Origin of the sequence: Streptomyces sp. NPDC058576, from assembly GCF_042718715.1 — a bacterium.
Classification (GTDB): Bacteria; Actinomycetota; Actinomycetes; order Streptomycetales; family Streptomycetaceae; genus Streptomyces.
In genome coordinates this window covers 1-14,456 of record NZ_JBHXPF010000062.1, presented here as the reverse complement: position 1 = coordinate 14,456, position 14,456 = coordinate 1, and the positions used below count along the sequence as shown (strand labels likewise).

The 14,456-nt window shown below is 69.7% G+C and carries 14 protein-coding genes; 6 read left to right on the top strand and 8 right to left on the bottom strand.

What is annotated here, in order from left to right; all coding sequences use genetic code 11:
* Positions 1 to 15: 15 nt before the first annotated feature.
* From ACFWRV_RS30385 to pknB, 4 genes are all read left to right on the top strand, one after another.
* Positions 16 to 1,515: a PP2C family protein-serine/threonine phosphatase gene (locus ACFWRV_RS30385; RefSeq protein ID WP_384339130.1), complete on the top strand. Its 1,500-nt coding sequence runs from the start codon at positions 16 to 18 to the stop codon at positions 1,513 to 1,515.
* Positions 1,516 to 1,537: 22 nt separating this feature from the next.
* Complete coding sequence (locus ACFWRV_RS30380) at positions 1,538 to 2,938, top strand: FtsW/RodA/SpoVE family cell cycle protein (protein ID WP_384339082.1); 1,401 nt, start codon at positions 1,538 to 1,540, stop codon at positions 2,936 to 2,938.
* On the top strand, positions 2,935 to 4,392 hold the full coding sequence (locus ACFWRV_RS30375) for a peptidoglycan D,D-transpeptidase FtsI family protein (protein ID WP_384339080.1): 1,458 nt from the start codon (positions 2,935 to 2,937) through the stop codon (positions 4,390 to 4,392). Before ACFWRV_RS30380 ends, ACFWRV_RS30375 begins: the two co-directional genes overlap by 4 nt.
* A gap of 171 nt (positions 4,393 to 4,563) precedes the next feature.
* On the top strand, positions 4,564 to 6,561 hold the full coding sequence (gene pknB, locus ACFWRV_RS30370) for a Stk1 family PASTA domain-containing Ser/Thr kinase (RefSeq protein WP_384339078.1): 1,998 nt from the start codon (positions 4,564 to 4,566) through the stop codon (positions 6,559 to 6,561).
* A 93-nt stretch (positions 6,562 to 6,654) separates the two neighbouring features.
* Here the strand turns inward: pknB and ACFWRV_RS30365 are convergent, their stop codons facing one another.
* From ACFWRV_RS30365 to ACFWRV_RS30340, 6 genes are all read right to left on the bottom strand, one after another.
* Positions 6,655 to 7,389, bottom strand: a complete 735-nt coding sequence (locus ACFWRV_RS30365) for a class E sortase (protein WP_384339076.1) — start codon at positions 7,387 to 7,389, stop codon at positions 6,655 to 6,657.
* 25 nt (positions 7,390 to 7,414) lie between these two features.
* Positions 7,415 to 8,722 carry a class E sortase gene (locus ACFWRV_RS30360; protein WP_384339075.1) on the bottom strand — a complete coding sequence of 436 codons (1,308 nt, stop codon included), beginning with the start codon at positions 8,720 to 8,722 and terminating at the stop codon, positions 7,415 to 7,417.
* Positions 8,719 to 9,357 (bottom strand): aminodeoxychorismate/anthranilate synthase component II, encoded by a 639-nt coding sequence (locus ACFWRV_RS30355; RefSeq protein ID WP_384339073.1) that lies wholly within the window; start codon positions 9,355 to 9,357, stop codon positions 8,719 to 8,721. Before ACFWRV_RS30355 ends, ACFWRV_RS30360 begins: the two co-directional genes overlap by 4 nt.
* The gene (locus ACFWRV_RS30350) at positions 9,354 to 9,542 is read right to left on the bottom strand and encodes a hypothetical protein (RefSeq protein WP_384339071.1); all 189 of its coding nucleotides are present in this window, start codon (positions 9,540 to 9,542) and stop codon (positions 9,354 to 9,356) included. Before ACFWRV_RS30350 ends, ACFWRV_RS30355 begins: the two co-directional genes overlap by 4 nt.
* Positions 9,543 to 9,620: 78 nt before the next feature.
* Positions 9,621 to 10,316, bottom strand: coding sequence for a class E sortase (locus tag ACFWRV_RS30345; protein ID WP_384339069.1), 696 nt, complete (start codon positions 10,314 to 10,316; stop codon positions 9,621 to 9,623).
* Between the two features lie 41 nt (positions 10,317 to 10,357).
* Positions 10,358 to 11,125, bottom strand: coding sequence for a DUF881 domain-containing protein (locus tag ACFWRV_RS30340; protein WP_384339067.1), 768 nt, complete (start codon positions 11,123 to 11,125; stop codon positions 10,358 to 10,360).
* A 142-nt stretch (positions 11,126 to 11,267) separates the two neighbouring features.
* Here ACFWRV_RS30340 and crgA point away from each other — a divergent pair, with 142 nt between their 5' ends.
* Positions 11,268 to 11,522: a cell division protein CrgA gene (crgA, locus tag ACFWRV_RS30335; RefSeq protein ID WP_384339066.1), complete on the top strand. Its 255-nt coding sequence runs from the start codon at positions 11,268 to 11,270 to the stop codon at positions 11,520 to 11,522.
* A gap of 281 nt (positions 11,523 to 11,803) precedes the next feature.
* Here crgA and ACFWRV_RS30330 read toward each other — a convergent pair whose 3' ends face one another.
* Together ACFWRV_RS30330 and ACFWRV_RS30325 are read right to left on the bottom strand one after the other, a co-directional pair.
* Complete coding sequence (locus ACFWRV_RS30330) at positions 11,804 to 12,703, bottom strand: rhomboid family intramembrane serine protease (RefSeq protein ID WP_384339064.1); 900 nt, start codon at positions 12,701 to 12,703, stop codon at positions 11,804 to 11,806.
* Positions 12,704 to 12,847: 144 nt separating this feature from the next.
* Positions 12,848 to 13,375, bottom strand: a complete 528-nt coding sequence (locus ACFWRV_RS30325) for a peptidylprolyl isomerase (RefSeq protein WP_384339062.1) — start codon at positions 13,373 to 13,375, stop codon at positions 12,848 to 12,850.
* A 280-nt stretch (positions 13,376 to 13,655) separates the two neighbouring features.
* On the opposite strand from ACFWRV_RS30325, the gene ACFWRV_RS30320 reads away from it, so the two are divergent.
* Positions 13,656 to 14,375: a DUF5324 family protein gene (locus tag ACFWRV_RS30320; RefSeq protein WP_384339060.1), complete on the top strand. Its 720-nt coding sequence runs from the start codon at positions 13,656 to 13,658 to the stop codon at positions 14,373 to 14,375.
* Positions 14,376 to 14,456: the final 81 nt, after the last annotated feature.

Sequence of the window (14,456 nt, the reverse complement as noted above, 5' to 3'; positions counted from 1 at the left end):
ACGGGCGAGGTGCGCATGAGTCTGTCGCTGCGCTTCGCCGCCGGATCGCACAAGGGCATGATCCGGGAGGGGAACGAGGACTCCGGCTACGCCGGTCCCCGGCTCCTCGCCATCGCCGACGGCATGGGCGGTCAGGCGGCCGGTGAGGTCGCCAGCTCCGAGGTGATCTCCACACTCGTCCCGCTCGACGACGACGTCCCGGGATCCGACCTCCTGACCTCGCTCGGCACGGCCGTGCAGCAGGCCAACGACCAGCTGCGCGTCATGGTCGAGGAGGACCCCCAGCTGGAGGGCATGGGCACCACGCTCACCGCCCTGCTCTGGACCGGTCAGCGCCTCGGCCTGGTGCACGTCGGCGACTCCCGCGCGTACCTGCTGCGCGACGGCGTCCTGACGCAGATCACCCAGGACCACACCTGGGTGCAGCGTCTCGTCGACGAGGGCCGGATCACCGAGGAAGAGGCCACCACCCACCCACAGCGCTCCCTGCTGATGCGGGCGCTGGGCAGCGGCGACCATGTCGAGCCGGACCTCTCCATCCGCGAGGTCCGCGCCGGCGACCGCTATCTGATCTGCTCCGACGGCCTCTCCGGCGTGGTCTCGCACCAGACGATGGAAGAGACGCTCGCCAGCTACCAGGGCCCGCAGGAGACCATCCAGGAGCTGATCCAGCTCGCTCTGCGCGGCGGCGGCCCGGACAACATCACCTGCATCGTCGCCGACGTCCTGGACGTCGACAACAACGACACCCTGGCCGCGCAGCTCAACGACACCCCGGTCGTCGTCGGCGCGGTCGCGGAGAACCAGGCCCAGCTGGGCGACGGCGGGGCCATGCAGACGCCCGCCGGCCGCGCGGCCGGTCTCGGCCGCCCCGTGCCCCCGCCCTCCGGCGGCTTCGGCCCGCCCGGCAGCGGCGACCCCGGCTACGGGGGCATGCCGGACGGCTCCTACGACGCCTACACGGACGACGACTTCGTCAAACCGCGCGGCGGCCGCAAGTGGCTGAAGCGTTCCGTCTACATCGTGCTCGCGCTGGCCGTGATCGGCGGCGGCCTGTACGGCGGCTACCGCTGGACGCAGACGCAGTACTACGTCGGCACGCAGGACGAGAACGTCGCGCTGTTCCAGGGCATCAGCCAGGACCTCGCCTGGGTCTCGCTCTCGAAGGTCGAGAAGAACCACCCCGAGATCGAGCTCAAGTACCTGCCGCCGTACCAGCGCAAGCAGGTCGAGTCGACCATCGCCGAGGGCAGCATCACCGACGCCCGCAAGAAGGTCGCCGAGCTCGCCGCCCAGGCCTCCGCCTGCAAGAAGGACGCGCAGCGCCGCGCGGCCGACGCCGAGAACCGCGCCCGTACGGGCGAGGGCGAGGCCGGGGGCACCGCCGGCGCCCCCGCCACCAGGACTTCCGCCACGTCCTCCGCCAAGGGGACCAAGCCGACCACCGCTCCCACTCCCGGCCCCAGCCTCTCGGAGGAAGAGAAGAAGCTGGTCCCGCAGTGCGGTAAGCAGTAAGCCGTAGGGGGCCTTCAGCATCATGAGCGTTGTCACCAACACGACCACCATCGGCGCGATCGACGCACCGAGCCGCCGTAACACCGAGCTGGCGCTCGTCGTCTTCGCCGTCGCCATCTCGGTGTTCGCCTACGCCAACGTGGGACTCGCCCTCAACGGCGAACTGCCCGCGGGCATGCTCGGCTACGGGGCGGGGCTCGCGCTGCTCGGCGGCGTCGGCCACCTCGCGGTGCGCAGGTTCGCCAAGTACGCCGATCCGCTGTTGCTGCCGCTGGCGACCCTGCTCAACGGGCTGGGGCTGGCCCTGATCTGGCGGCTGGACCAGTCGGAGCGCTTCCAGGCGCTGGACACCTTCGTCCCCGCCGCCTCGAAGCAGCTGCTGTTCTCCGCCATCGGCGTGGGCATGCTGGTCGCGGTCCTGGCCATCCTGAAGGATCACCGCATCCTCCAGCGCTACACGTACATCTCCATGGTCGTGGCGCTGTTCCTGCTGATCCTGCCGATGTTCTTCCCCGCCGTGAACGGCGCCAAGATCTGGATCAAGATCCCGGGCTTCGGAACGCTCCAGCCCGGCGAGTTCGCCAAGATCATCATCACCGTGTTCTTCGCGGGCTACCTGATGGTCAAGCGGGACGCGCTGGCCCTGGCCAGCCGCCGCTTCATGGGCCTGTACCTCCCCCGCGGCCGTGACCTGGGCCCGATCCTGATGGTCTGGGCGTTCTCGATCCTCATCCTGGTCTTCGAGACCGACCTCGGCTCCTCGCTGCTCTTCTTCGGCATGTTCGTCGTCATGCTGTACGTCGCCACCGAGCGCACCAGCTGGATCGTCTTCGGTCTGCTGATGTCGGCGATCGGCGCGGTCGGCGTCGCCACGTTCGAACCCCACGTCCAGCAGCGCGTCACCGCCTGGCTCGACCCGTTCGCCGGCTGGGGGGAGGTGGCCGCGAGTGAGCAGATGGCGAAGTCCCTGATGGCGTTCGGCTCCGGTGGCACCCTCGGGACCGGGCTCGGGCAGGGCAACTCCGACCTGATCGGCTTCGCCGCCAACTCCGACTTCATCCTCGCCACCGTCGGCGAGGAGCTCGGGCTCGCCGGGATGATGGGTGTGCTCCTCGTCTACGGTCTGATCGTCGAGCGCGGCGTGCGCACCGCCCTGGCGGCCCGCGACCCGTTCGGCAAGCTGCTCGCGATCGGCCTCTCCGGATCGTTCGCCATCCAGGTGTTCGTCGTGGCCGGCGGTGTGATGGGCCTCATCCCGCTCACCGGTATGACGATGCCGTTCCTGGCGGCAGGTGGTTCCTCCGTACTCGCCAACTGGGCGCTGATCGCCATCCTGATCAGAATCAGCGATACCGCCCGCCGCCCGGCTCCGGCCCCCTCCCCGTCCACGGACGCCGAGATGACCCAGGTGGTCCGACCGTGAACAAGCCCCTCCGTCGGATCGCGATCTTCTGCGGTCTGCTGATGGTCGCCCTCCTCATCCGGGACAACTGGCTCCAGTACGTCCGGGCGGACGAGCTGAACAGCCACAAGTACAACCGCCGCGTCGAGATCGAGCGGTACGCCCACGAGCGCGGCGACATCATCGTCGACGGCAAGGCGATCACCGGTTCTGCCGAGACCGAGGACAGCGACTTCCGGTACAAGCGGGTCTGGAAGGACGGCCCCCTGTGGGCCCCCGTGACCGGCTACTCCTCGCAGGCGTTCGACTCCTCGCAGCTGGAGAGCCTGGAAGACGGCATCCTCACCGGCAACGACGACCAGCTGTTCTTCGACCGGACGCTGTCGATGTTCACCGGCGACAAGAAGCGCGGCGGCAACATCGTCACCACGCTGAACGGCGACGCTCAGAAGGCCGCTTTCAAGGGGCTCGGCGACAAGAAGGGCGCGGTGGTCGCCCTCGACCCGAAGAGCGGCGCCGTCCTGGCCCTCGCCAGCACCCCGTCGTACGACCCCTCGGTCTTCGCCGGGAACTCCATGAAGGACTCGGACAACCGGCAGAAGCTCCTGAAGGACGAGGACAAGCCGATGCTCAACCGGGCATTGCGCGAGACCTACCCCCCGGGCTCCACCTTCAAGGTCGTCACCGCCTCCGCCGCCCTGGAGAACGGGCTCTACGACGACATCGACGCCAAGACGGAGTCGCCGCTGCCGTGGACGCTGCCGCAGTCCACCACGCCGCTCCAGAACGAGGGCGACATCCCCTGCGAGAACGCCACGCTGCGCGAGGCCCTGCGGGTGTCGTGCAACACCGTCTTCGGGAAGATGAGCGACGACCTCGGCAACAAGAAGATGATCGAGCAGACGGACAAGTTCGGCTTCAACAAGGAAGTCTTCACGCCCGTCCGCGCCGACGCGAGCATCTACCCCGAGGACAACAGGCCGCAGAACGCCATGGCCGGCATCGGGCAGGCGTCCAACCGGACCACCCCGCTCCAGATGGCCATGGTCGCCTCCGCGATCGCCAACGACGGCAAGCTGATGGAGCCGTACATGGTGGCCGAGCGCCAGGCTCCCAACCTGGACCCCGTCTACACGCACGACCCCAAGGAGCTCAGCCGGGCGCTCTCCGGTGAGAACGCCCAGAAGGTCCAGCAGATGATGGAGACCGTCGTCAAGAACGGCACGGGAACCAACGCGCAGATCCCCGGCGTCACAGTGGGCGGCAAGACCGGTACCGCCCAGCACGGTCTGAACAACAGCGAGAAGCCGTACGCCTGGTTCATCTCGTACGCGAAGACCGACAACGGCTCCCCGGTCGCCGTCGCCGTCGTGGTCGAGGACGGCAACGCCAACCGGGACGACATCTCCGGTGGCGGCCTGGCCGCCCCCATCGCGCGCGACGTGATGAAGGCGGTCATCGACAGCAAGAAGTGAGACCTGTCACGGCGGCCGCCCGTCATACCGGACATCGCATACCGGTCGGATATCGGCTGACGGGTGCGGGCTGATCACGTCACCCGTGCCCGGTAGCGTATGCGCGAACAGCGCACCGCCGCGGACCACACACGGGTGCGGTCGGGACTGACGGAGAGGGCTGGAACAGTTATGGAAGAGCCGCGTCGCCTCGGCGGCCGGTACGAGCTGGGCTCGGTGCTCGGCCGTGGTGGCATGGCCGAGGTCTACCTCGCGCACGACACCCGGCTCGGCCGCACCGTAGCTGTGAAGACGCTCCGGGCCGATCTGGCCCGCGACCCGTCCTTCCAGGCCCGGTTCCGCCGTGAGGCCCAGTCGGCCGCCTCGCTCAACCACCCCGCGATCGTCGCCGTGTACGACACCGGCGAGGACTACGTCGACGGGGTCTCCATCCCGTACATCGTGATGGAGTACGTCGACGGGTCGACGCTGAGGGAGCTGCTGCACTCCGGTCGCAGACTGCTCCCCGAGCGCACGCTGGAGATGACGGTCGGCATCCTCCAGGCCCTGGAGTACTCGCACCGCGCCCAGATCGTCCACCGCGACATCAAGCCGGCGAACGTCATGCTGACGCGCACCGGTCAGGTCAAGGTCATGGACTTCGGCATCGCCCGCGCCATGGGCGACTCCGGGATGACGATGACGCAGACCGCCGCGGTCATCGGCACCGCCCAGTACCTCTCCCCGGAGCAGGCCAAGGGCGAGCAGGTCGACGCCCGCTCCGACCTGTACTCCACCGGCTGTCTGCTGTACGAGCTGCTCGCCGTGCGCCCCCCGTTCGTCGGGGATTCGCCCGTCGCGGTGGCCTACCAGCACGTCCGCGAGGAGCCGCAGCCGCCGAGCAACTTCGACCCCGAGATCACGCCCGAGATGGACGCGATCGTGTTGAAGGCGCTCACCAAGGACCCGGACTACCGCTACCAGTCCGCCGACGAGATGCGCGCCGACATCGAGGCCTGCCTCGACGGCCAGCCGGTCGCGGCGACGGCGGCGATGGGCGCCGCGGGGTACGGGGGCTACGACGGTTACCACACCGACCAGCCCACCGCCGCCCTGCGCCCGACCGACCCGAACAACGCGCAGACGTCCATGCTGCCCCCGGTCAATCCGGACGACGGCGGCTACGGCTACGACGACCGCCAGGGCCGCCGGCGCCAGCAGAAGAAGAGCAACACCTCGACGATCCTGCTGGTCGTCGCGGGCATCCTGGTCCTCATCGGCGCGATCCTGATCGGCCGGGTGATCTTCTCCCCGAGCGAGAGCGACAACCAGATCAAGGCCCCGTACCTGGTGGGCTCCACGCTCAAGGAAGCGGAGACGCTGGCGGACAGATCCGGCGTGACGGTGAACGTCGGCGCCGAGGAGCCGTGCGAGGAGCAGGAGAAGGGCGAGATCTGCTCGCAGAACCCGGCGCCCGACGCGACGATGGACAAGGACGGCACCGTCACGGTCGTCGTCTCCACCGGAGCGCCGAAGATCGAGGTCCCCAACGTCCTGGAGAAGTCCGAGGACGGCGCCCGCGAGGAGCTGGAGAACAAGGGCTTCTCGGTCAACGTCACGACGGCGGAGTCCGAGGAGACCGAGGGCAGCGTGATCAAGCAGGACCCCAAGGGCGGCGCGAAGGCCGAGGACGGGGCCGAGATCACCATCACCGTGGCCGTGCAGACGACCGACCCGATGCCCGACGTGCGCACCCGTCAGTACGACGCCGCCGTGGCCCAGCTCAACCAGCTCGGGTTCACCAACGTCTCACGGGCCGACGTGGACTCGGACAAGCCGGCCGGAGAAGTGGTCGAGCAGACCCCCGCGGGCCCGAGCAAGCAGGCCAAGGACGTGCAGATCGTCCTGAAGGTCTCCAAGGGGCCGGCGGAGCCGGAGCAGGTCCAGATCCCCGGTGACATCGGCGGCAAGCCGTACCAGGAGGCGAAGGCCCAGCTCGAAGGGCTCGGCTTCGTGGTCGCTCTCTCTCCTGGATCGGTCGACAAGCCGAACGCCCAGGTGATCACCAGCAGCCCGGCGCCGACAACCCCGGCGGCGAAGGGCAGCACGGTCACCCTCGTGACCATCGAGGGCGGCGGAAACGGCGGGAACGGCGGAGGCGGCCTCTTCGGAGGCCTGGGCGACGACTGAACCACCGCCCGCACGAGCCGGTACGGCGAAGGGCCCCGGTCACCACGATGGTGACCGGGGCCCTTCCCTTGTACGCGAACGAGTACGCGCGGCTCAGCGCAGCTCGGCCGGCTGCGTGCGGTCCTTGTCGACCTTCTCCGTACGCTCCAGCTCGCCCCACACGATGTAGCGGTACTTCGAGGTGTAGACCGGGGTGCAGGTCGTCAGCGTGATGTAGCGGCCGGGCTTCTTGACGCCCGACTCCTCCGGGACCGGCTGGATCACCTCGACGTTGAACTTCGAGGTCTCGGGGAGCGTCTTGTAGACCTTGTAGACGTACCAGGTGTCCTTGGTCTCGAAGACGACCGGATCGCCGTTCTTCAGCTTGTGGATGTTGTGGAACTTCGCGCCGTGCCCGTCGCGGTGCGCGGCCAGCGTGAAGTTGCCGTCGTCGTCCCAGGGCAGACCCGACTCGACGGGGTCGGTGTAGTAGCCCGCGATGCCGTTGTTGAGGGTCTTGGGGTCGGTGCCCTTCTTGACCAGCACCTCGCCGTTGTCCATGGCGGGGACGTGCAGGAAGCCGATGCCGTCCTTGGTGTCCAGGGCGCCCGGCCCGTCCGCCCACTTGCTGCGGACCGTGTCGCCCTGCCGGTCGGCCTCGCGGTCGGCGAGCACGTTGGTCCACCACAGGGAGTACGCGACGAACAGCGCGAGCACCAGGCCCGCCGTGATGAGCAGTTCGCCGAAGACGCTGACGGCCGTCGCCACGGGGAGGCGGCCGCGCCGACGCGGCGGGGGCGGGGACGCGGACGTGTCGGTCCGCTCGTCGTGCTCGGTCCTCGCTGCCACCGCACCGTCCCTGTCGTGAGGATGTTCAGCCGACGAGCGCGTCGGGCTTTCCCTCGCTGCGTGGCCGTTCGTCGACCATCTTGCCCCAGACGATCAGCCGGTAGGTACTCGTGAATTCCGGCGTACAGGTCGTCAGCGTGAGGTATCTGCCCGGCTTCTCGAACCCGGAACCGGCCGGGATCGGCTCGATCACCGAGATGTTGGACGGCGAGGTCTGCGGGAGGATGTTCGCCATCTCGTACGTGTAATACGCGTCCCGCGTCTCGACCACGATCGGGTCGCCGGGGTCGAGCTTGTTGATGTAGCGGAACGGTTCGCCGTGGGTGTTGCGGTGACCGGCCACCGCGAAGTTGCCCTGCTTGTCGGAGGGCATCGCCGTCTTGAGCTTGCCCTCGCCGTAGTGGCCGATCATCCCCCGGTCGAGGACCTTCTCCTTGTCGATGCCCTCGGCGATCGGGGCGACGACGTCCAGCTTGGGGATGTGCATGATCGCGAAGCCCTCGCCGGGCGCGAACACCCCGGGTTTCCGGTCGCCGCTGGCCCAGGCGTCCTGGATCCGGTTCGTCTCCTTGCCGGCGATCTGGTCGGCCCGGATGTTGGTCCACCAGAGCTGGTAGGTGACGAACAGCAGCATCAGGACGCCCAGCGAGATGAACACCTCGCCGACCGCCCGGCTGGCGACGACCGCCGGGCTGTCCTTCGCCGCCCGCGCCGCGCGCCGGGCCTCCACCCGGGACATCGGGGCGGCGGCCGGCTCCGCGACCGGCGCCGGGCGCCGACGTCCGCGCCCCTTGGCCGCCCGCCGCCGCTCGGCCCGCCCGCCGGGGGAGGAGGCGGGGTCGGGCTCGGCCGGGATGCGGGCGATGACTTCGGTGCGCTGCTCGGCGGGCTCCACATCGGCCGCCGGAGCTGCCGGAGCTGCCGGGGCTACCGGAGCTGTTGGAGCTACCGGAGCTGTTGGAGCTGCCGGAGCTACCGGGCCTGCGGGGGATACCGGAGCTGCTGCCGGCGCTATTCGCGCAGACGGCTCCTGGGGCCCGTACCAGTCGCGTTGGTACCCGGCGGGGTCGTACCACTCGTTCGGGGCTCCCTGGGGCTGCTGAGGCCCTTGGTGGGACGCGTACCCGGCCTCGTACGGGGGTTCCGCCGCGGGATGCGCCGCCGGGATGCTGTCCGACCGGAACCACGGCGACGTGTGCCCGCCGGGCAGCGGATCGTTGAGGGGATCCGCGAGGCCGTCCACCGCCGCCGTGAACGCGCCGTCGGCCCCGTACGCCCCGTGCGCGTCGGAGCCCTCCGGTCCGGCGTCGTGCCCGGGGCGGCCTGCGGTCACGCGGCGGCCTTGCCCACCACCGGCGCGAGCCCCGCCGACCGCGCGACGGCCCCCTGGTCTCCGCACTGCTCCAGCCAGTTGGCGAGCATCAGGTGGCCGTGTTCGGTGAGCACCGACTCGGGGTGGAACTGCACGCCCTCCACCGCCCGGTCCCGGTGGCGCAGCCCCATGATGATGCCGTCCGCGGTGCGGGCGGTGACCTCCAGCTCCGGGGGCAGCGCGCCGGGTTCGGCGGCGAGCGAGTGGTAGCGCGTCGCGGTGAAGGGGGACGGCAGCCCGGCGAAGACGCCCTGGCCCTCGTGGGTCACCAGGGAGGTCTTGCCGTGCAGCAGCTCGGGGGCCCGGTCGACGACACCGCCGTACGCCACCGCCATCGACTGCATCCCCAGGCAGACGCCGAAGACCGGGACGCCGGTGTCCGCGCAGTGGCGCACCATCTCGACGCAGACGCCGGCCTGCTCGGGCGTGCCGGGTCCCGGCGAGAGCAGCACGCCGTCGAAGCCGTCCTGGGCGTGGGCGGGGGTCACCTCGTCATTGCGCAGCACCTCGCACTCGGCGCCGAGCTGATACAGGTACTGGACGAGGTTGAAGACGAAGCTGTCGTAGTTGTCCACGACGAGGACGCGTGCGCTCACTGGCCGGCTCCTGCTCCACCGGCGCTCGCGCCGTCGACGGTCACATCGCCGAACGGGAGCAGCGGCTCCGCCCAGGGGAAGACGTACTGGAACAGCGCGTAGACGACCGCCAGAACCAGCACGAGCGAGATGACGCCCCGCACCCATGCGTTGCCCGGCAGATGCCGCCAGATCCAGCCGTACATGCTGACCCCTCCATTCGGTACCCGCACCAGACTAGAGGGCCGCGGCCGGAGCGTGGGTCAGCCGGCGAAAAGCGGGAGTCAGCGCCGCAGCGCCGGTGGTCTGCCCTCGCTCACCGGCCGCGTCGCGTCCAGGTGCGCCCAGACGATCAGCCGGTGGCTGCTGCCCCACTCCGGCTCGCACGTGGTGAGCGTCAGATACCGTCCGGCGCCCTCGAAGCCGGAGCCGCGGGGTACGGGGTCGACGACGGCGGTGTCGGTGGGCACGGTCCGGTACGGGGTCTTCACGATGCGGTACGTGAACCAGGTCGTACCGTCGTTGACGACCACCGCGTCCCCGGGGCGCAGCTCGGGGAAGTCCTTGAAGGGGTCGCCGTACGTCCGTCGGTGCCCGGCCACCGCGAAGTTGCCCGTGTCGCCGGGGCGGGCGGTTCCGCTGTAGTGCCCGAGCCCCTTCTGCAAGGTCGTGACCTCGGTGTTCTCCAGGACGGGCCACTCCCAACCGGAGCCGAGGCGGGGGATGTGCATCGTCGCGAAGGGCTTTCCGTCGCGGTACGGGGCCGGGTCCGGCGTCGGGGCCGGGGTGGCGGACGGCGCCGGTGCGGGGGCCGCGGGTTCGCGGGCCCACTGGCTCCGGAGGGTGTCGATCTCGCCTTCGGCCGCGTCGGCCGCTTTCACGCCCGTCCAGAACAGGAAGTAGACGACGAAGAGGATGATCAGCGCGCCCACGGTGATGCACAGCTCGCTGAACGTTCTGACGACGAGTCGCACCGACACCGGACGGCCTCCCCGGGGCTCGGCTGGGGCTCAGCCAGGGCTCACTCCACAGGCTGGGCGTGCTGGAGATCCACTGTGCCCGAGTACCCGGGAAGAGTCACCGCCTCGTTCTCGTCGACTTTCCAGCCCAGCCCGTACGCCTTCACGTACAGCAGGTAGTTCTGGATCGCGGTGGAGTCGTTGAGCGCCCGCTTGAGCTTTCCGGGGTCGCCCACCGCGGTGACCGTGTACGGCGGGGAGTAGACACGGCCCTGGAGGATCAGGGTGTTGCCGACGCAGCGGACCGCGCTGGTGGAGATCAGCCGCTGGTCCATCACCTGGATTCCGCGCGCCCCGCCCTGCCACAGCGCGTTCACGACGGCCTGCAGGTCCTGCTGGTGGATGACCAGGTCGTTGGGCTGGGGCTCGGGATAGCCGGGGTTGGCGGTGGCGTCGGGGGGCGCGTCGTCGAGCGTCACACTGACGGAGTCGCCCGTGACCTTCGCGGTGCCGGCGGCCTTCTCCAGGGCCTTCAGCTTGGCGTCCTCGGCCTCGGTGGAGCCGTCGTCGCGCTGGGCGAGGGCGTCGATGTCCGCCCGCACGGAGGCGGCCGAATCGTTCAGCCCGGCGTTCTTCTCGCTGCGCTCCCTGATCAGGTCGGAGAGCTTGAGCAGGGAGGAGTCACTGCGCAGATTGGTGCCCTTGGCGGTGTTGGCACTGGTGACGAAGATGAGTCCGGCCAGGGCGAAAACCGCAGCGGTGAGCCCCCGGACCGCCCACACGGAGGTGCGCCGGGCCGGGCCTTCGGGAGAGTCGGCAGAATTGCTCAACGTACCCTTATCTCATCAGGCGCCAGAGAAGCACTACGCTAACGGACGCTCGGGGGAGGCAGCATTCCCCCTGGCATCCCGCCCCCGGCGCCCGCCACAGATCCCTGCGCGGTCACGCAGCGCATCGACAGGAGAGTCCCTCGTGCCGAAGTCACGTATCCGCAAGAAGGCCGACTTCACGCCGCCCACGGCGAAGCAGGCAACGGCCATCAAGCTGACCAACCGCAGTTGGGTCGCTCCGGTGATGCTGGCCCTGTTCCTCATCGGGCTGGCCTGGATCGTGGTGTTCTACGTGACCGAGGGTGATCTGCCGGTCGACGCCCTGGGCAACTGGAACATCGTGGTCGGCTTCGGCTTCATCGCCGGCGGCTTCGCCGTGTCGACGCAGTGGAAGTGACGGCCACCTCCGCGCAAGCCTTGCCCTGAGTTACCCACAGAGTTATCCACAGCTGGGGGAAAAGGTCAGACGATCTGTGGATAACCTCCGCTCATGTTGACGCCGGTGTGACTGCAGCCTCTCTCTTCGAGGGGGGCTGCACCCCGTTGTTCAGGCGGAAAGACCCAGCTCAGCGATGAGGGGAACGCATGTTCCTCTTGCCATGCACAAGATTCTCCGCACACTGTGGACAACTTCGGTCGACCTGGGGGTGGAGGGCCCCGTTCCGCGCAGGATCCGGCTCAGGTGAGCGCCATCGTCCGGACGACGATCAGCCCGAGGCTGACCAGCAGGACGAGCGCGCAGGTGCCGGCCTGGACCGCCGTACGCCGCTCGCGCGGGGCGTGGACCATGGCGATGGCGATGGCGACACCCGCGATCAGACCGCCGACGTGCGCCTCCCAGGCGATGCCGCCCCAGGTGAAGGTGAAGACCAGGTTCAGCGCCAGCAGCACCAGCACCGGACGCAGGTCGTAGTTCATCCGGCGCATCAGAACGGCGGTGGCGCCGAACAGGCCGTAGACCGCGCCGGAAGCGCCCAGAGACCCCTCGCCGGGCGCGGCGAGCAGATACGTCAGGGCGCTGCCCGCGAGGCCGGACAGCAGATAGAGCGCGAGATAGCGGGACCGGCCGAGCGCCGCCTCCAGCTGTCCGCCGAGCCACCACAGCCCCAGCATGTTGAACGCGATGTGCACCACTTCCTGGTGCAGGAACATCGAGGTCACCAGGCGGTACCACTCGCCCTCGGCGACGCCCGTGGCGGGAACCAGCATCGGCGCCGGGTCCCAACGCCCGAGCAGCGTCAGGTCGTTCACGAGGGCGGGGCGGATGGTGACCAGGAGGAAGACGGCCAGATTGATGCCGAGCAGGATCTTGGTGACCAGACGCGGATCGGCGGCCACCGAGCCCCCCGCCAGCGTCCGCGGCCGACTGGCCGCCGGGTGGTGTCCGGTGCCCGAGCCCTCGCGTACGCAGTCGGGGCACTGGAAGCCGACCGAGGCGCTGACCATGCACTCGGGGCAGATCGGCCGCTCGCAGCGCGTACAGCTGATGCCGGTCCCGCGGTCGGGATGGCGGTAGCAGGTCGGCGTCGGCACACCGCTTCCCGAGGCGGAACGGTCCCCCGGCGGCTGCTGGTCCATCGGTCCTGGCCTGCCTCTCGGTCCTCGTCGCTCCGGGCGGCACGGACAGGGCCGCCCCGCTGGTCCGCTATGTATCACTACGGACGGGCAGGGCGGTTGGTTCCCGCGAGGGGCGCCCCCGCGAGGCCCCCGGTCCGCGGACCGTCAGCGGGTCTCGACGACCACGGACTCGATCACCACGTCCTGCACCGGACGGTCGGTGCGCGGGTTGGTCGGGGTGGCCGCGATGGCGTCGACGACCTTGCGGCCCGCCTCGTCCGCCACCTCGCCGAAGATCGTGTGCTTGCCGGTGAGCCAGGCGGTGGGGGACACGGTCAGGAAGAACTGCGAGCCGTTCGTCCCCGGGCCGGCGTTCGCCATGGCCAGCAGATACGGCTGGGTGAAGCCCAGCTCCGGGTGGAACTCGTCGGCGAACTTGTAGCCGGGGCCACCGGTGCCGTTGCCCAGCGGGTCGCCCCCCTGGATCATGAACCCGCTGATGACGCGGTGGAAGACGGTGCCGTCGTACAGCCGGTCCGTGGACCTCTCGCCGGTCTCCGGGTTGACCCATTCGCGCTGCCCGGTGGCCAGTTCGACGAAGTTCCTGACCGTCTTGGGCGCGTGGTTCGGCAGGAGCCGGATCTCGATGTCGCCCCGGTTGGTCTTCAAGGTGGCGTAAAGCTGCTCGGCCACGATCTGCCTTCCCTCTTCCTCGCCTGCCGTCAAATCCTTCGCTGACGTCCGGCGATCCTCCCACGGACCGGGAAACGTACGGCCGGATGCCGGGCGAAACGGCGCGTTCACCGCCGAACCATGGCATTGTCGTCGGCACACTTCACATGAACCGTTTTGGCCGCACATGACGATCGTGACCCGGATGCCCGTCCCGCATGCCGGGCATGAACGCAACAGGCATGATTTTGAACTGGGCGGACAGGCGGAGTACCTACCCGCCACCAAGGAGGAGGATCTCGTGACCCGCATCGACAGCGTGCGCGCCGCAACCGACTCGGCGAAGGACAGCGCGCAGCACGCCGCGGAAGTGGTGGCGCCCTACGCCGACACGGCCAAGAAGCAGGCGGCCCACTACGCGCACGAGGCTCGTACGCAGCTCGCGCCGAAGGTGACGAAGGCCGCCAAACAGGCCCGTGTCCAGTACGCGTCCCATCTCGCGCCGCGGCTCGAGCAGGCCCGTACGCACGTGCCGCCCAAGGTCGACGAGGCCGCGCACCGCGCCGCGGTCTCCACCCGGAAGGCCGCACGGAGCGCCGCCGACTACACCGCACCCCGCGTCGAGCACGCCCGGGCGGTGGCCCTGCCCGTCGCCGAGCAGGCTTCCGCCCGCAGCGCGGCCGCCTTGGCGGCGCTGCGTACGCAGGTGACGGCCAAGGAAATCCAGAAGCTGGCCAGGAAGCACCAGCGGCGGGCCAGGGCCGGCCGGGCCGCGAGGGGGTTCCTGGTGCTGGGCGCCCTGGCGGGCGGCGCGTACGCCGCCTGGCGCTGGTGGGACAAGCAGGCCAACCCGGACTGGCTGGTCGAGCCGCCCGTCGCCACCGAGGTGGGCGACGAGCGTTCGCCGCTCAGCTCGGTCGACGGCAGCGAGCGGGCCGACCTCGACCCGGAGGTCAAGGCCAAGCAGGCCGAGGCCGAGTCGGGCGAGGGGGACGCTCCCGGTCTCGACGACCGGCCCTGACCCGGGCCGGCGCGGGGCTCGCCGTGCGCACCCCGTGACATGACGAAACGCGGCTGCGGTACCGCTCGGGCGGTACCGCAG